The organism is Thermoactinomyces vulgaris (assembly GCF_003688725.1).
GTDB classification, from domain to species: domain Bacteria; phylum Bacillota; class Bacilli; order Thermoactinomycetales; family Thermoactinomycetaceae; genus Thermoactinomyces; species Thermoactinomyces vulgaris.
This window is the reverse complement of record NZ_REFP01000010.1, coordinates 104,709-126,508: the sequence shown is the minus strand read 5'-3', so window position 1 is coordinate 126,508 and position 21,800 is coordinate 104,709. Positions and strand designations below refer to the sequence as shown.

The 21,800-nt window shown below is 48.3% G+C and carries 25 protein-coding genes; 14 read left to right on the top strand and 11 right to left on the bottom strand.

All coding sequences use genetic code 11. The annotated features are described in order from the left end of the window. The first annotated feature begins 147 nt into the window (after positions 1-147). The 3 genes from ATH33_RS10100 to lipA all read left to right on the top strand — a co-directional run bounded on the left by ATH33_RS10100 (position 148) and on the right by lipA (position 3,342). Complete coding sequence (locus tag ATH33_RS10100; RefSeq protein ID WP_121874383.1) at positions 148-1,161, top strand: FecCD family ABC transporter permease; 1,014 nt, start codon at positions 148-150, stop codon at positions 1,159-1,161. Next, on the top strand, positions 1,158-2,198 hold the full coding sequence (locus ATH33_RS10095) for a FecCD family ABC transporter permease (RefSeq protein WP_037994121.1): 1,041 nt from the start codon (positions 1,158-1,160) through the stop codon (positions 2,196-2,198). The genes ATH33_RS10100 and ATH33_RS10095 overlap by 4 nt, the downstream gene beginning before the upstream one ends. Before the next feature lie 241 nt (positions 2,199-2,439). Further along, positions 2,440-3,342 (top strand): lipoyl synthase, encoded by a 903-nt coding sequence (gene lipA, locus ATH33_RS10090; RefSeq protein WP_049719656.1) that lies wholly within the window; start codon positions 2,440-2,442, stop codon positions 3,340-3,342. A 46-nt stretch (positions 3,343-3,388) separates the two neighbouring features. Here the strand turns inward: lipA and ATH33_RS10085 are convergent, their stop codons facing one another. Then, a complete protein-coding gene (locus tag ATH33_RS10085; RefSeq protein ID WP_170151258.1) occupies positions 3,389-4,066 on the bottom strand; it encodes a YhcN/YlaJ family sporulation lipoprotein in 678 nt (225 codons plus the stop codon). A 128-nt stretch (positions 4,067-4,194) separates the two neighbouring features. On the opposite strand from ATH33_RS10085, the gene ATH33_RS10080 reads away from it, so the two are divergent. After that, positions 4,195-4,488, top strand: coding sequence for a YutD family protein (locus ATH33_RS10080; protein ID WP_037994127.1), 294 nt, complete (start codon positions 4,195-4,197; stop codon positions 4,486-4,488). A 57-nt stretch (positions 4,489-4,545) separates the two neighbouring features. Here ATH33_RS10080 and ATH33_RS10075 read toward each other — a convergent pair whose 3' ends face one another. The 5 genes from ATH33_RS10075 to ATH33_RS10055 all read right to left on the bottom strand — a co-directional run bounded on the left by ATH33_RS10075 (position 4,546) and on the right by ATH33_RS10055 (position 6,540). Next, positions 4,546-4,797 carry a hypothetical protein gene (locus ATH33_RS10075; RefSeq protein ID WP_037994129.1) on the bottom strand — a complete coding sequence of 84 codons (252 nt, stop codon included), beginning with the start codon at positions 4,795-4,797 and terminating at the stop codon, positions 4,546-4,548. A gap of 55 nt (positions 4,798-4,852) precedes the next feature. Continuing rightward, entirely contained in the window at positions 4,853-5,125 is a 273-nt protein-coding gene (locus ATH33_RS10070; protein ID WP_082813455.1) for a DUF3055 domain-containing protein, read from the bottom strand. Between the two features lie 52 nt (positions 5,126-5,177). Continuing rightward, positions 5,178-5,792, bottom strand: coding sequence for a MerR family transcriptional regulator (locus tag ATH33_RS10065; protein WP_037994131.1), 615 nt, complete (start codon positions 5,790-5,792; stop codon positions 5,178-5,180). A gap of 157 nt (positions 5,793-5,949) precedes the next feature. Continuing rightward, positions 5,950-6,288, bottom strand: coding sequence for a spore coat protein (locus tag ATH33_RS10060; RefSeq protein WP_049719657.1), 339 nt, complete (start codon positions 6,286-6,288; stop codon positions 5,950-5,952). Positions 6,289-6,303: 15 nt separating this feature from the next. Continuing rightward, positions 6,304-6,540 carry a spore coat protein gene (locus ATH33_RS10055; RefSeq protein ID WP_049719658.1) on the bottom strand — a complete coding sequence of 79 codons (237 nt, stop codon included), beginning with the start codon at positions 6,538-6,540 and terminating at the stop codon, positions 6,304-6,306. A 143-nt stretch (positions 6,541-6,683) separates the two neighbouring features. On the opposite strand from ATH33_RS10055, the gene ATH33_RS10050 reads away from it, so the two are divergent. From ATH33_RS10050 to ATH33_RS10030, 5 genes are all read left to right on the top strand, one after another. After that, positions 6,684-7,100: a DUF86 domain-containing protein gene (locus ATH33_RS10050; protein ID WP_037994135.1), complete on the top strand. Its 417-nt coding sequence runs from the start codon at positions 6,684-6,686 to the stop codon at positions 7,098-7,100. Positions 7,101-7,132: 32 nt separating this feature from the next. After that, the gene (locus ATH33_RS10045; RefSeq protein WP_049719659.1) at positions 7,133-7,762 is read left to right on the top strand and encodes a helix-turn-helix transcriptional regulator; all 630 of its coding nucleotides are present in this window, start codon (positions 7,133-7,135) and stop codon (positions 7,760-7,762) included. 122 nt (positions 7,763-7,884) lie between these two features. Then, the gene (locus ATH33_RS10040; protein WP_121874374.1) at positions 7,885-8,616 is read left to right on the top strand and encodes a class I SAM-dependent methyltransferase; all 732 of its coding nucleotides are present in this window, start codon (positions 7,885-7,887) and stop codon (positions 8,614-8,616) included. Continuing rightward, a complete protein-coding gene (locus ATH33_RS10035) occupies positions 8,613-9,377 on the top strand; it encodes a TIGR01457 family HAD-type hydrolase (RefSeq protein ID WP_049719661.1) in 765 nt (254 codons plus the stop codon). The genes ATH33_RS10040 and ATH33_RS10035 overlap by 4 nt, the downstream gene beginning before the upstream one ends. A 19-nt stretch (positions 9,378-9,396) precedes the next feature. Beyond that, a complete protein-coding gene (locus ATH33_RS10030; RefSeq protein ID WP_049719662.1) occupies positions 9,397-10,362 on the top strand; it encodes an MBL fold metallo-hydrolase in 966 nt (321 codons plus the stop codon). 52 nt (positions 10,363-10,414) lie between these two features. On the opposite strand, the gene ATH33_RS10025 is transcribed toward ATH33_RS10030, so the two are convergent. Next, positions 10,415-10,927, bottom strand: coding sequence for a phosphatidylglycerophosphatase A family protein (locus ATH33_RS10025; protein WP_037994138.1), 513 nt, complete (start codon positions 10,925-10,927; stop codon positions 10,415-10,417). A gap of 89 nt (positions 10,928-11,016) precedes the next feature. On the opposite strand from ATH33_RS10025, the gene ATH33_RS10020 reads away from it, so the two are divergent. Both ATH33_RS10020 and ATH33_RS10015 read left to right on the top strand, forming a co-directional pair. Continuing rightward, positions 11,017-11,796, top strand: coding sequence for an SDR family oxidoreductase (locus ATH33_RS10020; protein ID WP_037994140.1), 780 nt, complete (start codon positions 11,017-11,019; stop codon positions 11,794-11,796). Between the two features lie 56 nt (positions 11,797-11,852). Further along, the gene (locus ATH33_RS10015) at positions 11,853-13,034 is read left to right on the top strand and encodes a phosphotransferase (RefSeq protein WP_170151257.1); all 1,182 of its coding nucleotides are present in this window, start codon (positions 11,853-11,855) and stop codon (positions 13,032-13,034) included. Positions 13,035-13,107: 73 nt separating this feature from the next. Here the strand turns inward: ATH33_RS10015 and ATH33_RS10010 are convergent, their stop codons facing one another. From ATH33_RS10010 to ATH33_RS10000, 3 genes are all read right to left on the bottom strand, one after another. Further along, on the bottom strand, positions 13,108-13,803 hold the full coding sequence (locus ATH33_RS10010; protein ID WP_121874372.1) for a DUF6022 family protein: 696 nt from the start codon (positions 13,801-13,803) through the stop codon (positions 13,108-13,110). Positions 13,804-13,970: 167 nt separating this feature from the next. Beyond that, a complete protein-coding gene (locus ATH33_RS10005; protein WP_121874371.1) occupies positions 13,971-15,311 on the bottom strand; it encodes a (Fe-S)-binding protein in 1,341 nt (446 codons plus the stop codon). A 2-nt stretch (positions 15,312-15,313) separates the two neighbouring features. Beyond that, positions 15,314-16,711, bottom strand: coding sequence for an FAD-binding oxidoreductase (locus ATH33_RS10000; RefSeq protein WP_121874370.1), 1,398 nt, complete (start codon positions 16,709-16,711; stop codon positions 15,314-15,316). Positions 16,712-17,036: 325 nt separating this feature from the next. On the opposite strand from ATH33_RS10000, the gene ATH33_RS09995 reads away from it, so the two are divergent. Further along, positions 17,037-18,956, top strand: coding sequence for an OPT family oligopeptide transporter (locus tag ATH33_RS09995; RefSeq protein ID WP_428843392.1), 1,920 nt, complete (start codon positions 17,037-17,039; stop codon positions 18,954-18,956). Next, the gene (locus ATH33_RS09990; RefSeq protein ID WP_231564576.1) at positions 18,956-19,324 is read left to right on the top strand and encodes a PqqD family protein; all 369 of its coding nucleotides are present in this window, start codon (positions 18,956-18,958) and stop codon (positions 19,322-19,324) included. Before ATH33_RS09995 ends, ATH33_RS09990 begins: the two co-directional genes overlap by 1 nt. Before the next feature lie 37 nt (positions 19,325-19,361). Here the strand turns inward: ATH33_RS09990 and ATH33_RS09985 are convergent, their stop codons facing one another. Continuing rightward, the gene (locus ATH33_RS09985; RefSeq protein WP_049719667.1) at positions 19,362-19,727 is read right to left on the bottom strand and encodes a DUF3899 domain-containing protein; all 366 of its coding nucleotides are present in this window, start codon (positions 19,725-19,727) and stop codon (positions 19,362-19,364) included. 182 nt (positions 19,728-19,909) lie between these two features. Between ATH33_RS09985 and ATH33_RS09980 the strand changes: the two genes are divergently transcribed. Continuing rightward, positions 19,910-21,559 (top strand): peptide ABC transporter substrate-binding protein, encoded by a 1,650-nt coding sequence (locus ATH33_RS09980; protein ID WP_037994156.1) that lies wholly within the window; start codon positions 19,910-19,912, stop codon positions 21,557-21,559. Positions 21,560-21,800 lie beyond the last annotated feature (241 nt).

Sequence of the window (21,800 nt, the reverse complement as noted above, 5' to 3'; positions counted from 1 at the left end):
GAAATGTAACAATCTTGTCAAATCTATTTGATAATGATTTTCAAAATCGTTGACACTTTTTAGCGGATCACATAGACTTAAATTGATTTTTAAAAGAAAAAATGCGTGTTTACCGGGGGAAAAGGGTTGGACAGAAAGGGGACGGGCATGGACGAAATTTTTTCAACCAAGGGATGGAAATGGACGGGACTGATTTTGGGAATATTTTTGGCCGGTTTCCTCAGTGTGGCAAGTATCAGTGTCGGGGTGACACCGGTCCCGTTTGAAACGGTGATTGAATCCTTTACTGACTTTCAAAACACCAATGAACATTTGATCGTCCGGACAACCCGGGTACCCAGGACGATCATTGCCGTGGCAGTGGGAGCCAGTTTGGCTGTTGCCGGTGCGGTGATGCAGGCTTTGACCCGGAATCCGCTGGCCTCGCCTTCAACGTTAGGCGTGAACCAGGGAGCGGGTTTGTTTATTGTTTTGGCGGTGTCATTATTTTCCGTCACTGTGATGTCCACTTTGATGGTGATGGGTTTTGCCGGGGCCGCGTTTGCCATTTTCATCGTGTATATATTGGGATCGGCCGGCCGGGACGGAATGACGCCGGTGAAGTTGACCTTGGCCGGCGCTGCGGTGATGGCGCTTTTTTCATCGCTTACACAAGGATTTTTGACCATGAATGAAAGAAGTTTGGAAGAATTGTTGTTTTGGCTGGTCGGATCGGTGGAAGGCCGGAGTTTGGATTTGGCGATTCCGGTTTTTCCGTTTCTTTTGGTCGGCGCGGTGATGGCGCTTTGTTTGGCACGGGCTTTTAATGTGCTCATGATGGGGGATGATGTGGCCAGAGGACTGGGGATGAATGTCGGAATCATCAAGCTTTTGGGTGTGGTCATGATTGCATTTTCAGCGGGCGGATCGGTAGCCGTTGCCGGTCCGGTTGTTTTTGTCGGGCTGATTGTGCCGCATTTGGTTCGTGTGCTGGTCGGGAATGATCATCGCTGGCTCTTTCCTTATTGTTTGGTGTACGGTGCCAACTTGCTTTTAATTGCAGACATACTGGGGCGGCTGATCATGCAGCAACAGCCCATTCCGGTCGGCGTGATGACGGCATTGATCGGAACGCCGTTCTTTATCTATTTGGCCAGACGAAAAGGGAGGGTGCGGGGATGAAGCGTTATTTTTCCGTGCGTTGCAGCCGGTTCTCCGTCATGATGGACAAAAAAGCGGTGTGGATCATCAGTTTGTTTGCCGTGCTGACGGGGTTGATTTTCACTGCCGGGTTGATGATCGGGGAAACCCCGGTTTCTTTGCAGGACGTGATTCAGGCTTTCTTCGGCCGGGGGGAAAATGCTTTTGTCATTCTGACGCTGAGATTTCCAAGGATCTTGATCGCCATGATGTCCGGGGCGGCACTGGCCCTGTCCGGAGCGATCTTGCAGGCGGTGATCCGAAACCCTTTGGCTTCTCCGGATATTATCGGGGTGACCGGCGGTGCTTCCGTGGGTGCGGTTGGCGTGATCACTTTTTTCAGCGACTGGTCCAGTACATTGTCCATTCATTTATTTTGGGTTCCGTTTGCCGCTTTCATCGGGGCTTCCGTGGTTGGAGCGCTTATTTATTTTCTTTCATGGAACCGGGGGGTTTCCCCGCTTCGTTTGGTCCTGATGGGAATCGGCTTTTATACGGCAACCCAGGCATTGACCAATCTCATTATTTTGTTTGGACCCGTTTTCCATGCCAGCCAGTCCAAAATGTGGATCACCGGAACAGTTTACGGGAGCAATTGGGACCAAGTGGCGGTCTTGTGGCCCTGGCTTTTAATTTTGATTTCGGTCGCCTTGCTGTTTTCCCGCCATCTGAACAGCGGGCAGTTGGGAGAAGAAGTGGTCAAAGGGCTCGGGGGAAACAGTGACCGGATACGGATCGGGTTCTTGTTGTTGAGTACCGGTCTGGCCGGATCGGGAGTGGCGTTTGCCGGGGGAATCAGTTTTGTGGGCTTGATTGCGCCGCATTTGGCCCGGCGGTTGGTGGGGGCTTCGTATGGGGCGATGTTGCCTCTGTCCGGATTGTTGGGGGCCGTTTTTGTCATGGTGGCCGATATGATCGGCCGGACCGTCATGGCGCCGGCGGAGATCCCGGCAGGCGTGTTTACCGCCGTGATCGGCGCCCCTTATTTCATTTATCTTTTGATCCGTCAGCACCAATGAAAGACCAGCTTGATGCACGGCTGGTCTTTTGATTATGCAAAAATGATTTTTTGCGTTATAGTATAAAGGAACATCGATTTTGCCATTTTAAGTGAAAATGATAAAAACACTTGTGGAAAAAACATTTTTTTGCAATGGTGAAAATGGAAACGATCCGGCTGTTCCCTCTTGTACTTTGTGAAATTTTTTGCAAGGCTGGGAAGGGCGGTTTGGTGTCGATTTTGATTGTGGAGGGATTCAAGTGGCAAGCGATAACAAAGCAAAAACCCGGCAGCGGAAACCTGAATGGCTGAAAGTGCGTTTAACCACCAATGAAAATTTCCGCGAATTAAAAAAGATGATGCGGGGAAAAACCCTGCATACGGTTTGTGAAGAAGCGCGTTGCCCGAACATTTATGAATGTTGGGCAAACCGAACCGCGACTTTCATGATTTTGGGGGATATCTGCACCCGGGCCTGCCGTTTCTGCGCCGTGAAAACCGGGCTCCCAACCGAACTGGACTGGGCCGAACCGCAACGTGTGGCGGAAGCGGTTGAACAGATGGGTGTTCGTCATGCCGTTGTCACATCCGTGGCCAGGGATGACTTGAAAGATGGCGGGGCTGCCATTTTTGCCGCAACCATCAAAGCCATCCGCAAACGGAATCCATTTACCAGTGTGGAAGTACTGATCCCTGATTTCCAAGGGAATTGGGATGCCTTAAAAGTCGTGATGGATGCAAAACCCGATATTTTGAATCACAATATTGAAACGGTTCGCCGCCGTTCCGACCGGGTCCGTTCCAAAGCAAAATACGACCGTTCCTTGGAATTATTGAAGCGGGCCAAAGAAATGCAACCGGATGTTCCCACCAAATCCAGCCTCATGGTCGGAGTGGGGGAAACCTTTGAAGAAGTGGTGGAAGCGATGCAGGATCTTCGCGATCACCAAGTGGACATTGTCACCATTGGCCAATATTTGCAACCGACGAAAAAGCACTTGAAAATCGAACGGTATTACACTCCGGAGGAATTTGAAAAATGGAAAGAGATCGGGTTGGAAATGGGCTTTTCCCACGTCGAATCCGGTCCGCTGGTGCGCAGCTCTTATCATGCGCATGAACAAGTCCGGTCTGCAAAACAAAGTGAAGAAAAAATGGCTTGAATCAACAAAAAGCAGTGCCGTCCTTACGGGATGACACTGCTTTTGTTTATTTTTCCAGCGGGTTGATATCCCGGCGTCCGTTGGGTTCGATTTGTTCGTTGACGTCCGGAGGGGTGTCGTCTCCCAATCGACGCAACAGATCTTCCAAATCTCCCCGGACACCTTCCACATCGTTATTGGTGGACATCCGCATCCCGATGTTGGTGATTTTCTCATTCAGATTTTTGTCGCTGGTCACATGAACCCGGTAATAACGGGGGGTTAAGCTTTCGGCCGTACGTTTCGCTTCTTTGACGGTCTTCGGGTCGACTTTCCCGTTCTTTGTGTTCACGCCGATGAACACGCGGTCATCCGTGACCAGTGCGGTCGCGTCTTTGACATTGGGCAGGTTGGTCACCATTTCCGCGATATGTCTTGCCAGCAAAGGACGATCCACAAACACATTGGTTTTTCCCGCGCTTTTTTCGTCATAATTTTGAGGGTTGTATTTGAAATATCCGATTTCGTTTTGTCCCCCGCCGCGTGCTTCTTCGTTCCCGTTGATTGAATCGTTGCTCGTTCTGCCGATGCGTGTGTCATTGTTTTGTTCACGGTAAAGAGGTTCTTCATAACTTTGATTTTCCATTCCCTGATTTCCTTGGTTTTCTCCCCGGTTGTCAGGGGAACAAGCGGTCAGGGAAAAAACAAAGAGGCCAGAGAGTAAAAAGACGATCCATCGTTTCATGCCATTCCCTCCTTTTGTTTTATAAACTGCCCAAAAGGAGGCGGTCATAACGGGCTAAATTTTTCCGGAAAATAGGAGGGATATGGTAACATATAAGTAGAGATTTGTAATGGAAAAGGTAGGTCGTTATGGAGCGAATTTATATACATGGCCATGAGTATGAGTTATTGACCAACCATCGGGAAGGATGGGATCCGGAAGCGTTTAAACGCCGTTTTAGCGAAATTCTGGACAAATACGATTATATTGTCGGGGATTGGGGGTACGGACAACTGCGGTTAAAAGGATTTTTTGCCGATCACCGGTCACGTGCCACGGCTGATACCAAAATCAGTTATTTGGAGGAATATCTCAATGAATTTTGCAATTTTGGCTGTGCCTATTTTGTGTTGAAAAAAGTGAATCCAAAAGCAAAAAGTTAACGACAAACCGGCCCGTCGTGACTCAAGCGGCGGGCCGGTTTGCGATGGAAAGCGGGTTTATTCATGATCATCGGGATCATCGTGGGTCGGATGGCTGCCTGGAAAATGCCGTTGCAACCCCTCATGAAACTCCCGCATTTCATATGTAAAACGGGGAGAAGCGTGTTGTGTGGGCCGCCAGGGAGATGATTTTCCCGGCTTGCCGCTGACAGCCGCCCCGTAAGGTCCTTCGGGAAATTCTTCCGGAACCAGCTCGTTTTGTTGTGATTCCACCGTTTTCAGTTCCCGGAAATTCTGCTTTTTTTTCATGCACAGTTCCTCCCTTTGGGATTAAGTTGTGTGAACCAAAGGAAGGTTATACGTTTTAAACAAGGGTATGCAAAAATTGCCGTAATTCATCCGCTTCGTCTTCTTTCAATTGATACACTTCTTCCAGATAACCCGGCTCATCCACGTCGTCCGGGCCGATAATGGCAAACCGGTTGGATTGGAGATCCAAAACCAAAAGTTTGCCGTAGAAACGATCCGTAAAGGTAATGGCAAGGTCAAACCGGTTGGTGTTCCCGGCAAAACTGACAAAACGGGTACGGGTGTTTTCCTTTTCATCATATAAAACCATGAGGTCCTGATTTTCCATCTTTTTTGCTCCTTTGTCGTCGTTTGACCCCATTATACATGAAAAGGATCCATTATAAGAGTCCGAAAAAACGGGCTTTTTTCTGCCGCCTGGGCAATAGTCCCTGTTCCCCGGTTGCCGCTGTCAGCCGTTGAGTGAAGGTCACATTGCGCAGCTCCATTCGCAATTGATCCTGTTTTTTCCGGATTTCATCGAACATTTGGTGAACTTCGTTGGAAGAGGCGGATTCATATTGGACGGACAACAGTTTATGTTGCATTTCATCCAGGGAATTAAACAAGTTCATCATATGCTTTTCGATATGATTGATCCGGTTCGTCATCTCTTCCAATAAATCGGTCATGCCATCCATCATATCCATCATGTCTTGCAAGCATCTTTCCGTCTCTTCCATGAACTCCTGGGAGGGGGAAGCGGGATAAGGGCTCATTTTCCCTTCCTGGATCAATTCCTCTTTGACTTGTTTCATGGAACGGTGCGGTTCTTGCAGCCGGCTTTTAATGTGGGACAGGCGTTGAAAGCTTTCTTTGGATAACAGATAATGCCCCCGTTCGTTGATATCGGGTTGAATATATTCTTCAAAAGTATCAATCCATTTCCGGATGGTGCGGGCGTGGACTTGCAGTTGTTCAGCGGCTTCTTTGGTGGTCATGTGTGACTCTGCCATAACCGAATCCTCCTTTTTTCGCTGTATATTTGTTAACGATTTCGAGACCTGTAAATAAATTCCTTCCTTCTGACAAAGGAAGTCATTTGCTGACAATTTCCTTGTTCAACGGACAGAAAAAACCTCTCCGCTTCTGGAAGCAGGAGAGGTTTATCCTTCAGGAATAGGGGAATTGTGTACGGTAGTTGCTGAATTGCTGGAATTTCTGGCTGATTTTATCAGGTTGTGCCGCTTCGAGTTTGTACCATCCTTTCTGATGCATCAGATTGAACAGTTCGCGGCTGGCTTTTTGGACATCCGACAAACACTGCATCTGTAATTGAAACAATCCTTCATGGCTTGCTTCATGGCAGGCTGTGTTGTAACCGTATGCCAAATATTTTTCCGTGGCCAGGATATCATTGATCCGGTCCCGGTCATTCAACTCCGGACCTTTCACTTGCGGCAATCCGGTTGACTGCTGAGGTCCCATGTTTTGTTGGGGTGTGGATTGCATTAATCATTCCCTCCCTTATTGTGTGACCGACGGATTTCCGGCGCCGGGCGCTCCGGTCGGTCCTGTGGCTTGTTGTAATTGATTCAAAAGCATTTCGTAGTGATTTTGATGCATTTGGCCAACTTGGTGAAGCAGTTGGCGAACTTGTTCATCCTGGCACTCTTGGGCGAAGTGATTACATTTTTTCATCGCCAGAAGTTCCCAGGACATTTCATCGCTCAAGTACGAAAGATCTTTGGTGGAGATCTGCATCACACGGATCCTCCTTTACAGGAAATTTACTATTAATCTTTGTTGGATCGTTTTCATTTATTCTTGAACAGGCTTCCCTTATAATTTTTGTTTGAAGGATACATTTATCGCGGTTGGAAACCGGCAGAAAGAGGGGAAAAATCATGGTTTACGATGTGGATGTGGAGCGGATTGAAAAACAGTTGGAACATTTGGAGCAATGCGCCATCGTGTTGGAACGGTTGGGAGAAGGGCCTTCAAACACAGAAGACCGCTTTGCGTTGGAGCGGGCTTTGCACTTGGCCGTGGAATGCATGATTGATGTGGGAACGGCCATGATTGACGGGTTCATCATGCGGGATCCCGGAGGATATCTGGACATTGTCGACATTTTGTTGGATGAAAAAGTGATTGATTCAAAAGTGGGCAACCGGGTAAAGGAACATGTCCATTTGCGGGACCGCTTGGTCCGGTATTATACTGAGGTCGACTTGGACGAGCTGAAGCCGTTTCTCAAAGACAGCGGCCTTTACCGTGAGTTCCGCGTGCAAGTACAGGATTATCTGAAAAGAGAATTATAAAGAAACCATTTGGCGGGGAGGGGGTGGAAGCAATGAATGAAACCGGATCGACACGAATGCAGATCATGACGATGCTCAAGACCGAAGGAGGCTTGACCGTCAGCGAAATCGCCGAGCGGTTGGGGGTTACGGAAATGGCGGTCCGCCGGCACATGAACCAATTGGAGCGGGATCAATTGATTGTGCCACAACTGCTTCGAAAGTCCATGGGGAGACCGAGCAACCAATACTTCCTCACGGAACGTTCCGAGCAGTACTTTCCAAAAATGTATGCCGGGTTTGCGATGGAGATCCTGAAGGATTTGGAAGAGAATTACGGAGAGGAGATGATCCAATCCGTCTTCAAAAACCGGGAGAAGCGCCTCCTGAAAGAACACTTGTCTGATTTTCAAGGAAAGAGCTTGGACGAAAAGGTGAGACGGCTGGCTGAACTTCAGGACGAAAAAGGATACATGGTGAAATGGGAAAAAGAAGGGGAAGGGGTTTACCGGTTTGTTGAATGCAATTGTCCCATTTCACAAGTGGCCAGTGTTTACAATCAGGCATGCCAATGTGAAATGAATTGGTTTTGCAAGCTGTTGGATGCCAAGGTGGAACAGAAAGAATGCAAAGCGATGGGCGGACAAAATTGTGTCTATGTGATTCGTGAGCGGAAGGAATGAAAACAGGGAAACTTTCAAAACGGCACGAGGGTTGCGTGTCGTTTTCTTTTTCGAAGTTTCTGGTACTTGTGATACAATTTACAAGGAGAATAGTTCCTTTTAAACAAGCAGGAGGGAAATCCATGCCGCAATGGTATGAAGAAAGTTTTGGAGAAGACTATCTCATCGTATATAAACACCGGAATCAGCAGGATGCATCCAAGGAGGTAGAACAAGCCGCCAAATGGCTGGATTTGAACCGGGATGATTTGATTTTGGATCTGTGCTGCGGAATGGGCCGCCACAGTATATCGCTGGAAAAAATGGGTTATCAAGTGGCCGGGCTTGATTTGTCTGAGGTTTTGTTGAAAAAGGCCTTGGAACAATCGGCAGACCTGGCGATTCCGTTTATCCGGGCGGATATGCGGATGCTGCCTTTTGTTGACGGGTCTTTTGACGTGGTGCTCAATTTGTTCACCTCGTTCGGGTATTTTAAAGAAGACGCGGACAATGAGCGGGTTTTGTCGGAAATTGCCAGGGTGTTGAAACCGGGTGGCCGCTTTTTGATTGATTTTTTAAACCGGGCATCGGTGGAGAAAAACCTGGTTCCGGAAAGCCGGCGGCAGGTCGACGGACGATGGATCAAGGAAAAACGGTGGATTGAAGGCGATTTTGTCTGCAAGTCGATCGAATTGAGCGATGAACGTGGAAAACGCACCTATCAGGAACGGGTCAAAATGTACGATTATGAACAATTGATCTCCATGTTGGAAAAATACTCTTTAAAACATAAGCAAGTCTATTCGGATTTTGACGGGGAACCTTATTCTCCTGAAGGAAAAAGAATGATTGTGACAGGTTGTGTGAAAAAATGAATCAATACAAAGGATACTTAATCGATCTGGATGGAACCTTGTACCGCGGTGACCAAGTGATACCAGGAGCCTTGGAATTTGTGAAACGGCTTGATGAGGATCAAATTCCTTATCTTTTTTTGACCAATAATTCGACGCGTTCGCCGGAACAGGTGGCTGAAAAGTTGCACCGCTTTGGTTTTCCGGCAGAAGCGGAGCAGGTTTATACCTCATCGTTGGCCTGTGCCCGCTATCTGGAGGAAAAAGAGGATGTGAAGTCAGTTTATATTGTCGGGGAAGAAGGGCTTCACCAAGCGATCACACAAGCCGGGTTTGTGGTGACCGACGACCATCCCGATGCAGTGGTGGTGGGATTGGATCGCGATTTCACCTACGAAAAAATGAAAAAAGCTTTTTTGGGCATCCAGGCCGGAGCCGAATTGATCGGGACCAATGCGGATCGGGCTTTGCCCACTGAAGAAGGTTTTTGGCCGGGATCCGGGTCGCTGGCAATGGGCATCGCCGCGGCGGCGGGGGTGGAACCTCGTTTTATCGGAAAACCGGAACCGGTGATCATGCGTTACGCCCTTGAAAAACTGGGTTGTCGGAAAGACGAAGTGCTTGTGGTCGGCGATAATTTGCAAACCGATATTTTGGCAGGAGTCCGCGGCGGGATGGATACGCTTTTGGTTTACACGGGAATCACGACCCCGGAAATGGCAAAACGTTCGGAGATTCAGGCTACTTATGCGGTGGATCGCTTGACAAGCTGGATGAAATGAAGAGAGAGGAGACAACCTCATGAAACAGTGGGAGGACATCATCGAAGTACCGCTTCCTTTGCCGTTTGCTTTAAAGATCATTAACGCTTATTTGATCAAAGGAAAGACGGGATACACCATTGTGGACACCGGCCTTCATGACGAAGCGGATTTGGCCCGGTGGGAGCAGGCACAAAAAGAAGGGAACTGGTCTTGGGCGGATGTGGAAAAGATTGTCCTGACCCATTATCATCCGGATCATTACGGTTTGGCCGGACTGTTGCAACAAAAAACGAAAGCTCCGGTGTATATGTCCAAAACCGACTTTGAACAGGCACAGCTTTTCTTTTCCCGGGAAAGCAACATGCCGGGGCAGTTGGCTGATTTTTACGCGAAACACGGGCTGACGCCGGAACGGACCGCGCAAATTCCCGGCCATATGCAAAGTTTTTACCCATGGGTGGAGCCTCACCCCGAACCGGAATTTATTGAGGCCGGGGAAACGATTCGACTGGGGGACCGTGAATATGTCATCTTCCATACCCCCGGCCATGCGGACGGTCATCTGAGTTTCTATGATCCCGAACGCGAATTTCTCATCGGCGGGGATTTCTTGTTGCCGAAGATTACTCCAAATATCAGTTTATGGCCGGCTTGCCACCCGAATCCCTTGCAAGTTTATCTGCAAACTCTGGGAAAAATGAAAAGCTTGCCGGTGAAACGGGTGTTTCCGGCCCACGGATCATCGTTTACCCATTACCGGGAGCGGATTGACGCATTGATCGACCATCATGAAAAACGGTTGGCTTCCATCAAGAACAAGCTGAAAACATATGGGCGTTGCACCGCGTATGATCTGTGCAGGGATTTGTTCGGGACCAACTTGAACATTCACAATTTGCGGTTTGCCTTGGCAGAAACATTGGCTCATTTGGAATACTTGAAAATCAACGGAGAGATTTGCCGCGAGTGGTTCGAAGACCAATACCGTTATTTTGTGAAATGAGAAAAAAGGCACGGAGCGATGGGAGAACACCCCTTGCTCCATGCCTTTTCCGTTACAGACCAAAGCTGCGGCTGTGTGCGATTCTTGCGGATGCGGAAGCGGCAATGGCCCCCACGAGGTCGTCCAAAAAGGTGTGCGTTTGTTTGCTGTCATGATTGTTTAACCGGGCAAGCACACCGGGTTTGATCCGGTCGATGTAACCGTAATTGGTCAGTCCGATGCTCCCGTAAACGTTTAAAATGGCAACGGATAAAATTTCGTCGATTCCGTATAATCCTTCATCATTGTTGATGATACTCAGTAAAGGTTCTTCAATCTGTTTTTTTTCAGCGAGCATATCCAGTTGAATGCCAGTCATCACTGCATTTTGGACTTCTCTTTTGGTGAGGACGTGACGGACGCTTTCAAGACATTTCTCCATGGTCAAATCCGGGATATAGTCCTTCTGCAGGAAAAAAGTGAGTTCTGCAATCTCTTCAAGGCGGACGCCCCGTTTTTGAATCCAATCCAGTGTGGCTTGGTAACATTTTTCATCAGCAACCGGTGAAAATGCTTCTTGATCCATGCTATCTCTCCTTTCAGGAGCTCGTGAACATTATTTTTTCCGTAACCGATCGAAATATGAGTTTGATAAAGGAAGGAGTCCCTTCAGGAATGAGTCACAAGAAAGTGGCATTGATAACAGGAGGATCCGGTGGTTTGGGAAAAATGGCCGCCGTGGTTTTGAGTCAGGACCAATGGTCTTTAATGGTGAATTGCCGGCGCCGGAGAAAAGAAGTGGATGAATGGGCGGATCAACTGGCCCGCCAAGGGACGGAGATCGAAATCAGTGTCGGAGATCTCCGCTGTCGGGAAACGGCCCGTCAGGTAGTTTTAGAGACCATGGAACGGTACGGGCGGATTGACGCTTTGATTCATGCGGTCGGCCCGTTTATTCGGGAACGAAAATGGTTTATTGAACATACACCCGCCGAGATCGAGGAAATGGTGGAAGGGAATTTGTTAAGTGCCATGTGGATGGCGCATTCAGTGATCCCGGTGATGCGCAGGCAAAAGTGGGGAAGGATTTTGTTTTTTGGATTTGGCAGGGCGATGGAGGCCCCGGCCTGGCCGGACCGCTCGGTATATGCCGCGGCGAAAACCGGATTGGTTTCCTTTGCCAAAACCTTGGCGGTGGAAGAAGCGCCGTACGGAATCACGGTCAACATGATTTGTCCGGGGGATATCGTCAAGGAACGGAAAGAAATGTGGATCGATGAGGTCAAAGCGCTGGATGACGGGGAAACGCCGCGTGGACGGCCCGGTTCGGGGGAGGATGTGACCCGGTTGATTCAATTTTTGCTTGAAGACAAATCCGATTTTGTGACGGGAAACATCCTGCAAGTGACGGGCGGGTTGGATGTCATTCATCCGACTTCCAAGCGCGAAGCGTGACAGGGAACCATCCCTTGCCTCCGCACATATCATGGTGGATGAGAGGTGAGGGATCAATGCCTGTATTGAAAAACAAAGAGGAGTGGGCCTTCTTAACCGGGGAAGAACGGCTGGATGACTGGATCCGCTATCATTACGGACTTGACTTGGTATCGGTGGAACCGGTCGGAGGCGTGTTAAAGCTGGAAACCGACCAAGGTTTTTTTGTATTGAAACGGGTTCGGATGAGGGAAAAAGACCGCTGGCAGCAGATTGCCCGACTGGCTGATTTCTTGTCGATGGAGAAAGGGCTGTCGTTTAGAATGCCAAATCCGGTCCGGACGAAACGAAAAAAAATTTTTTTTGATGGTTACCGGTATCCGTATGTTCTCCTCCCGTGGCTGGAAGGAGAGACTCCGCAACTGAACAAGGCGGAGGAGTGGCGGCAATTATCCAGGGGAATGGCTTCTTTTCATTTGGCAACCGCCGGGTTTGAAACCCGGAAAATGCCCGATCCGTGGAACCGGATTGGGAAATGGGGCGATTGGTGGTTGCAAGTGTATAAAGAAATGGAAATTTTCCATTTGGCGGCCCGATGGACAGCGGTTCCCACGGAACTGGATGAAATCTGGCGGAAAGTTTCCCATTATTCGCTGGGCTTGATGAAAAATTTGTTAAAATATTCGGTGAAAACGGGGCTTGACCGGTTATGCCTGGAAACGGAAAAGTTCGGGAACATCAGCCATGGACGCTGGCACAGGCGAAATCTGTTAATCCAGCCGGATGGGGCTTTTGCGCTCATTGATTGGAATGAAATGGTTGCCGACGTTCGTGCGGCTGATCTCGCTGACTGGTTAATGTATGCCTATGGACGAACCCAAAGCCCGGAAGTGATCAAAATTATCCTGAGCGGTTATCAGGAGGCATCGGAATTGACCGACGCCGATTATGCTTTGATTTATGCCCGGTTGCTTTTTCCCGGACAATTGGTCCGCCATCTGCGGAATGTCTATCTGAATGAAAAAAAACCGGGGGATTTTACCGTCCGGTTGGTGCATCAGGCCATTCAAACCGAACAAAAAAAGGCGAATTTGCTGAAGTGCTATGCACAACTTGCGCGTGACCATTTTCACGCATCTTTTCCGGAAATTGATTGGATTCATAAAAAAGAGGATCCGGTGCCGGAAGGAGGGGATCATTACCGGGAAAATGACAACGATTGGGAAGAGGATTCATTTTCCAATGATCCATATTCCTAGGAGAAAAACAGGCATTCAAGTCAAAAACGGGTCATCCATTGGACTGGATTCCAATGATGACCCGTTTTGGCAGTCAGCTTTGTTTTTGAACCGGACGTTTGAAAAAAGCGAGCAAACGATTTCCGTGGGGAACAACAGACACCAGTTCCCAGCCGTTTCTTCCCCAGGAGGCGAGGGCATGGTCCAGGTAGGATACCTCGACTTCCCCGCGCCCGGCATTCAGGTAATCGCCGAGGCCGGTTTCCACACTGTATTCCCACCCGTCGTTTTTTTGCTCTTGCCAAACCCCGCGGTATTTTTGGTTCAGGCGGACCGAAGCGTTGCAGATGGCATTCTGGATCGCTTCTCTTTCTGTTTCCTCCAGACTGAACACATCCGGAGCATGAGGAACGTTAAATCGGACATGGGAGTGGAACACCCGGAGGACCAAGCTTCCCAATGGGGTTCCGTTTTGATCCTTCACCACACACCACATGCATCTTTCCCGCTCTTCCGGCGGACCCCAGTGTTCGATGGAGTTGGGGAGAATAAAGCCTGGTTTGGTGACAAAGCCAGCCTCCCAGAGTTCACGAAACACGGGGTTTAACACCTTGCCCAGATACAATCCGTACACCTGTTCCCCGATTTCATAAAATTTCCGGTTCCATTCTTCGCGATATTCTTTCAAAATCACTTCCCATTGTTCTTGGATCACGTGATTAAAATATTTGGCGATCCCCTGGATGGTGATCGCTTGATACGGTTTGAAAAATTCGTTCCAAGTCTTCATTTGGATCATCCTTCCCCTCGGATAAGAAAGAACAACCGGGCTTTCAAACCCCTGTGATCTTTCCGTTTAAACCACTCAACGATTTTCTTGCGGCGAAGAATCGTTTTGTGGCATTGTAACCTGTTCCAATGCTTTTATTCAAATCATAGATTTTCATTTCAAATTCATCAAGATGGATGTTTTTGTTTCTTTGCGCCGGGTTGCAGGGTGGAGGCCAGAAAGTCAGCGAGGTGCATGACTTTGATTTGTTTTTGCAATCCGGCCCTTTTCACTCCCAACGCCATTTGCAGAAAACATCCCGGATTGCTGGTGATCAACAGATCTGCCTGCGTGTTTTTAACATGATTCATTTTTTCGTCCAACAAACGGTTGGCCATTTCCGTCTGCAATAAATTGTAGATGCCGGCAGATCCGCAACACCGGTTGGCTTCTTTCAATTCAACAAACGTGGTGTTTTTGACTTGCTTTAACAACGTTCTCGGCGCAAAAACCCGCATGCCGTTGATTAAATGGCATGAATCCTGATAAGTGATCCGTTGGTGCCGGTCGGCGGAGAAGGTGATCAAACCGGAGTCCGCTTGTTCCAGAATCAGTTCGCTGACATCTTTCACTTTGCGCTGAAATTCGAGGGCTTGTTCACGCCAATTTGGTTCTTCTTTGAAAAGCTCGGCATATTCGGCAAGCATGGCCCCGCATCCGCCTGCATTGGAGCAAATGAAATCCACCTTTGCACCGGCAAAAGCCTGGATGTTTTGTTTGGCCAGCCGGATGGCTTGCTCCCGGTCCCCGGCATGGGCATGCAATGCGCCGCAACAATTTTGACCACCAGGAACTACGACTTCATAGCCCGCCGACGTCAACAGCCGGATGGTGTTTCGATGGGTCCGGTTGAAGAGGACATCCATGACGCAACCTAGAAACAGACCGACCCGTCCGGATTTTTTGCCGGAAGAAGGATATACCCGGGTTCCCGGGGAAAATGCGGGGGATTCCACGTCCGGCAGGATCCGTTCCATTTCCCGGACCGGCTCCGGCAACAGGCGATAAAGAGGCACCTTGTTGATCCATTTGGGCATGCCGGACCGCTGATACAGACGGAGCAGGGAACCCAACGCTTTTAAGCGGCGGGGATGCGAAATCACATCCCGCAACAAAATTTGTTGCAGGATGTGGCTTTTTTTGCTGCCCGGCCGTTCTTGATGGATGGCCGCGCGTGTTTGTTCCAACAGTTGCCCGTAGGGAACCCCGGCGGGGCAGGCCGGCTCGCAGGCACGGCAACCCAAACAAAGGTCGATTTGGTTGATGAAGTTTTGGTCCGGCTTGATTTGACCGTCATAAACCGCTTTCATCAAGGCGATTCTTCCCCGGGGAGAGGCTCCCTCAAACCCGGTTTCCCGGTAAGTGGGGCAAGCCGGGAGACAAAAGCCGCAACGCATGCATTGGGTCAGTTGGTCTTCATCCAACGTGTTTTGCAACTGTTTGGCAAGCGATTCGTTCCATTTGTCCATGATCACTCCTCCTCGGATGGCAGCAAAATTTTCCCCGGATTCAGGAGATGATGAGGGTCAAATGCCTCTTTGATGCGTTTTAATAACTCCATGCCCGCTTTTCCCCACTGTTTTTCCATATAAGGGGCTTTGGCTATTCCGACACCGTGTTCCCCGGTGATGGTGCCACCCAGTTTTAAAGCCGTTTCAAAAATTTCGTCAAATGCTTTTTTAACCCGCCCGATTTCTTTTTTGTTGCGGGCATCTGTCATGCATGTCGGGTGCAGGTTGCCGTCTCCTGCATGGCCGAACGTACAAATGCGTATATTGTATTTTTTCGATATCTCGGTAATTTTGCGAACCATTTCCGGAATCGAAGCGCGCGGAACCGTGGCATCCTCCAAAATGGTGGTGGGGGTGGAACGGGCCAGGGCGGAAAGGGCTGTCCGGCGTGCTTCCAACAGCGATTCCCTTTCTTTTTGTGTACGGGCGATTTCAATCTTGGTGGCTTGAAGCCGTCGGCAGATTTCAGCCATTTGCTCCAGATCTCGTTCCACCACTTCCGGCGGGCCGTCTTGTTCCAAAATTAACATGGCTTTTTGATCCGTCGGCAGCCCGATGTTGGTGAAGGCTTCCACCACTTCCATCGTGCCCTGATCCATAAATTCCAAAGTGCAAGGAATGATCCGGGAGGAAATGATGTTGGAAACGGCTTCCGCAGCCAGATCAAGCTCAGGGAAATAGGCGACCATGGTTTGTTGGAAAGCCGGTTGGGGAAGTAATTTCAACGTTGCCTCGGTGATGATGGCAAGGGTTCCTTCGGAGCCGACCATAAGCTTGGTGACATCATAGCCGGAAACATCTTTGGCCAGTTTTCCTCCCGTCCGGATGACTTCCCCGTTGGCGAGCACGGCTTCAAGGCCGAGCACGTAATCTTTGGTGGTTCCGTATTTTAATCCTCTCAATCCGCCGGCGCCCTGGGCAATGTTGCCGCCGATGGTGGAAATGGACATGCTTCCGGGATCCGGCGGATAGAAAAGCGAGTGGGCTGAAACAGCTTCATGCAAGTCCCGGGTGATCACGCCGGGCTGCACCGTGGCCGTTAAGTTTTGGGTGTCGATTTCCAGGATGTTGTTCATTCGGTTGAAAACCATGACAATACCGCCATTGACCGGTACGGCGGAAGCGCTGAGATTGGTTCCGGAACCGCGGGAAATTACGGGGATTTGGTATCGGTTTGCCACTTTCATGACGGCTTGGACTTCTTCTGTGCTTTGCGGATAAACAACGGCATGAGGAAAGGCTTGAAACAGCGGTGTGGCGTCATAGGAATGGGTGAGACGGGCTTCCTGATCCGTCCGGCAGTATGGTTGCCCCACAATTTTTTCAAGCTCACGGATGATTTGAGGATCCAATGACATCTTTTCACTTCCCATCCATACTAAATGAAAAGGCTGTAGCAGAAGATTTATCTTTATGCTACCACAATCTTTGTTTTGCTTGTATCCACCTCCATTGTTGTGATAATATAAAATATTTAATAAATTTAATTTTTCTAAAAACAACGACATGGATAAATGCCGTTTTTTCAGAGAGGATAGGAATGGGCAGTGAATTGGCAGTTGATGTAACAGCAATAATTTTATTTTTCGATAAAAAACATTTAATATATTTTGGTTTCCATGTTATTATGAACTAGGTCATGTCAATTTACTTAATTTGTCAAAATGATACACATCAAAGGCGGTGAAAAAAGTGTCAAAAAACAAACAAAAGTTTGTCCCTTATATTCCAGCGTCCAAGTCATTGCCGGAATTAACGGTTGTCGCAATGATTCTCGGAATTTTGCTGGCCATTGTTTTTGGTGCGGCCAACGCTTATTTGGGGCTGAAAATCGGATTGACCGTTTCTGCTTCCATTCCTGCAGCTGTGATTTCAATGGCTATTTTGCGCGGGTTGTTCCGCAGAAAATCCATTTTGGAAAATAATATTGTGCAAACAATGACCACGGCCGGGGAAGCTGTGGCGGCCGGTGCGATTTTTACCCTGCCGGCTCTTTACTTGTGGGATTTGAGTCCAAGCCAGGCCATGATTGCTTTTATCGTTGTGACCGGTGGATTGCTCGGTGTTTTGATGATGGTTCCTTTGCGCCGTTTGTTGATTGTCAACGAGCATGAAGTGCTGCCGTATCCGGAAGGAACTGCATGTGCAGAGGTTTTAAAATCAGGCGAAACCGGTGGAACCAATGCCAAGCTGATTTTGTCCGGGTTTATTGTCGGCGGCTTGTTCAAAGCATTGGGAGACGGTTTAAGATGGTTTAAAACTTCGGTGGAAACACAAATCATTGGCTATAAAAATGCAGTGCTCGGCATGAGTACCATGCCCGCCTTGCTTGGGGTGGGATATATCATTGGTCCGCGCATCGCGGGACAAATGATTGCCGGAGGGCTTCTGGCTTCCGTCGTTTTCATTCCGATGATCTCCTTTTTTACACAAGGAAGTCCTGCGGTCTTTTTCCCGTCTGAAGATCCAGTGGGAGGAATGGATGCTTCCGCGATCTATTCCAGTTACATCACATATATCGGGGCTGGTGCGGTGGCCATGGGCGGTTTGATCACGTTGGTGAAAACCTTGCCCATATTGTTCACTTCCGTACGTGATACGCTGCAAGGTTTGTTGAAGCAAGATCACAATGCGGCCTTGCAAATCGAAAGAACCGACAAGGATCTGCCGATGCATTATATTTTGGGCGGTTCGATTTTGCTGATATTGATCATTGCTTTTGTGCCGGTGACGAAAGTCGGAATCATCGGTGCGATTTGCATCGCCTTGTTTGGGTTCTTGTTTGTGGCGGTTGCTTCCCGGATCGTCGGGATTGTCGGAAGTTCATCCATGCCTGTGTCCGGCATGACCATTGCCACCTTGCTGATCACCACCTTAATTTTTAAGGCGATTGGCTTTACCGGTCAAACGGGGATGATTGTCTCACTGACCTCCGCAGCCATCGTTTGTGTGGCCATTGCCGTCGCGGGGGATATTTCCCAAGACTTAAAAACGGGTTATCTGGTGGGAGCAACTCCGTGGAAACAACAAATTGCCATGATGGTCGGGGTGCTGGCCAGCGGTTTGTTGATCGGATACGTTTTGTACCTCTTTGATCAGGCGTATGAAATCGGAAGCGAAGCATTGCCGGCTCCCAAAGCCATGTTAATGAAGATCATTGTTGAGGGGCTGATGCAAGGAAACTTGCCTTGGGAACTCATCATAATGGGGGCGGCGCTGGCGATTACGATTGAATTTTTGGGGATCAATTCCTTGACGGTGGCTGTCGGATTTTATCTGCCGATTTCCATCAGTGCGCCGATCATGGTCGGAGGTATTGTCCGCTGGCTTACGACCCGGTTCAGCAAAACCGAAGCTGAAAAACAAGGGCGCGAAGAAGCAGGAACGCTCTTTGCTTCCGGTTTGATTGCCGGGGAAGCGTTGCTCAGCGTTGTCGTTGCCTTGCTCATCGTGCCGGGAATCATCGATCCGGAAGCTCCGTTTAAAGTGGAAAGCCAGCTCTTGCCATTGCTTCTTTTCCTTGCATTGGTCGGCTTGTTGGGATTTGTCGCTGTGAAATTTGCCAATAAAAATGTAAAAGGATCTTCTTCTTCTGCCAAATGATGAAGAAGAAAAGAGAAAATCTGCTGGAATTAATCCCGTGTTTAAAGCCGCATCTTTCTTTGCAGCCGGCAAGGGAAGACAAAGAGCTGGTTTTTGTGGTGATCCCCCGGACCAGCTGGATTGAACGCTTTTCCATCCGTTTTTTGAAACAGCCGGAAGCCATCAAGGTGAAACTGGATGAACTGGGAAGCTTTGTGATCCGGCTGTGTGACGGGCGCCATACCGTGGATGAAATACAGAAAAAACTGGAATCGGAATTCGGGGAAAAGGCAGAGCCGGTTTTGCCCAGGCTTGCGACGTTTTTGCAAATGATGGAAGAAAACGGATGGATCCGTTTGGAAAAATCAGGCGAAAAAAAAGGCTGTTGATTTTCAACAGCCTTTTTTATTTGGGAGTGAGAAAAGATTACTGAAAGAACAGGAACAGAAGCGACGCCAAAATGAAGATGATTCCAACGTTCAAACAAATGAATTGCAGGTTTTGGAGGAAAGCCCTCCGTTCCGCTTTGGACAAAGGGGAATCATCTTCGGCTTCATCCTCCCGCCTCTGTCCGGGGAGTTTGTTGAATTTTTTAAAAGTGCGCAAAAAGACGGAAAAGAAACCGCCTTGGACGACAAAAATGCCGGCGGCAAGGATCAAAAAGAGCAATCCGGCCAAAAAGGATTGATCGATAAAGGCAAGCGCATTCCCTTTGGAAATGAAGCCGAGAAACAAAAACACGACCATCGTGATGAGAATGGTTGCCCAAGCACGTTTATTTCGCATCTTCATGGCGTTCCTCCGTTTACGGTCTGAAATGGAAATATGGTTTATTTTGGACAATATCCATATAATCTTTTCTAAAGCTAGCAATTCATTTATAATGTTACAAGTTAACCCGGTCCAGATCACGATCTGAAGGGGAATTGTCAGAAAAGAAAGTATCCAAGGTTCGACTGCAGGGAGGGGGAGTCATGCTCAAGACAGGGAAAGTGTTGTTGGCAATCGCAGCCTCTTTCAGTTTAGTACTGAGCGGGTGCGGTTTTCAAGCAAACAGTGGTTCCAACATGAAATTAAGTGACGAGCAGGTGTTGAGGATTGCCGAAGAAGGCGGCATCACGACACTGGACACGGTCAAGGCCAATGATGCGATCACGTTTAATGTCCTGAATAATGTGAATGAAGGCTTGATGCGATTGGGAAGGGAAAAACAACCGGAATACGGGATTGCGTATGAATATGAACTCAGCCCGGACAAAACCAAGTATACCTTCAAACTGCGGGAAGACGCCAAATGGAGTGACGGCGAACCCGTGACGGCGCAAGATTTCGAGTATGCATGGAAACGGGTGCTCAATCCTCAAACTGATTCCGGATATGCCTATGTCTTTTTCCCGATTAAAAATGCCAAACAGTATAACCAGGGGCAAGTGGATGCGTCTGCTGTCGGAATCAAGGCGGTGGATGATCACACCTTGGAAGTGCAATTGGAAAAGCCGACATTGAACTTTATTCAGCGTACGACCATGATCGCTTTCATGCCGCAACGTAAAGATGTGGTTGAAAAGTTTGGGGGTAAATACGGAACATCCGCGGAAGAAACCATTTATAACGGACCATTTAAAGTCGCCAGTTGGACACCGCAAAAAGTGTTGTTGAAAAAAAATGAAAATTACTGGGATAAAAACGGAGTAAAGCTGGAAACCGTTGAAATCAACGTGGTGAAGGATTTGGCAACGGGAATCAATCTATACAACTCCGGGGAAATTGACACCGCCACGCTGAACCAGGCGTTTGTGGATGCCTTTAAAAATACAGAAGAATACGTGGAAGCGGAAAGGGCAAGAAACTATTATATTCTGTTCAATCATGACGATCCTTTTTTTAAAAATGAAAAAATCAGGAAGGCGATCAATCTGGCGATCGACCGGGGGACCATTGCCAACGATATCATGAAAGGCGGATCCAAACCGGCAGATGCTTTGATTCCGTCATCGATCAGCGGGGTGGGCGGCAAAAACTTCCGTGAACTTTCAGGATCCTACGTCAAAACCGATGTTGCCCGTGCCCAAGCCTTGTTTCAGGAAGGTTTAACGGAATTGGGAATGTCCGAACCGCCCAAGGATATCGTGATGGTCAGTTATGACGCAACCCCGCTGAGGGATGTGGCGATCAACATCAAAGAGCAATTGCGGAAAAAGCTGAATTTGGAGATCAAGCTGGATTCCCCGACTTGGAAAACCCATGTCAACAAAGTGAAAAACAGAAACTTTGACATGGCCATGCTGGGTTGGGTGGCGGACTACAATGATCCGTTCAACTTCTTTGAAATTTGGGAGTCGGATAATGAAATGAACTTCTCCCATTACAATAACCCCAAATTTGACCAGTTGATGGATCAGGCAAGGCAAACTTCCGACCCGAAAGCGCAGTTTGAGTTGTTAAAACAGGCCGAAGCGTTGCTTACCGGCGTGGATGATCAGGGGAGTGCCGGTTTTGTGCCGTTAATTTACTACTCTAAAGCGTTTGTGCAAAAGTCTTATGTCAAAGACCTGTACCGCCATCCGTTTGGTCCGGAATACAGTTTGAAATGGGCATATATTGTGGAGAAAAATGAAGAATGATAAAAAAGCTCAAGCCTCGGCCGAAAGGGGCTTGAGCTTTTTTGTGCAGCTTGTTATCAAAGGCGGATGAAAAAGGGTATTCCTTTATTGTAGACTTTTATTTAATACAACAAAAGATAAACCCCCTTTACAAATCAATGAAATATGAGTTAAATATAAATAACGCCTAAAATTTGATAAAATTAGAATAAAAAATTGTTAGAAATTTGAGTTGACTCTTTGTTCGATTTTCTTGGTGAAC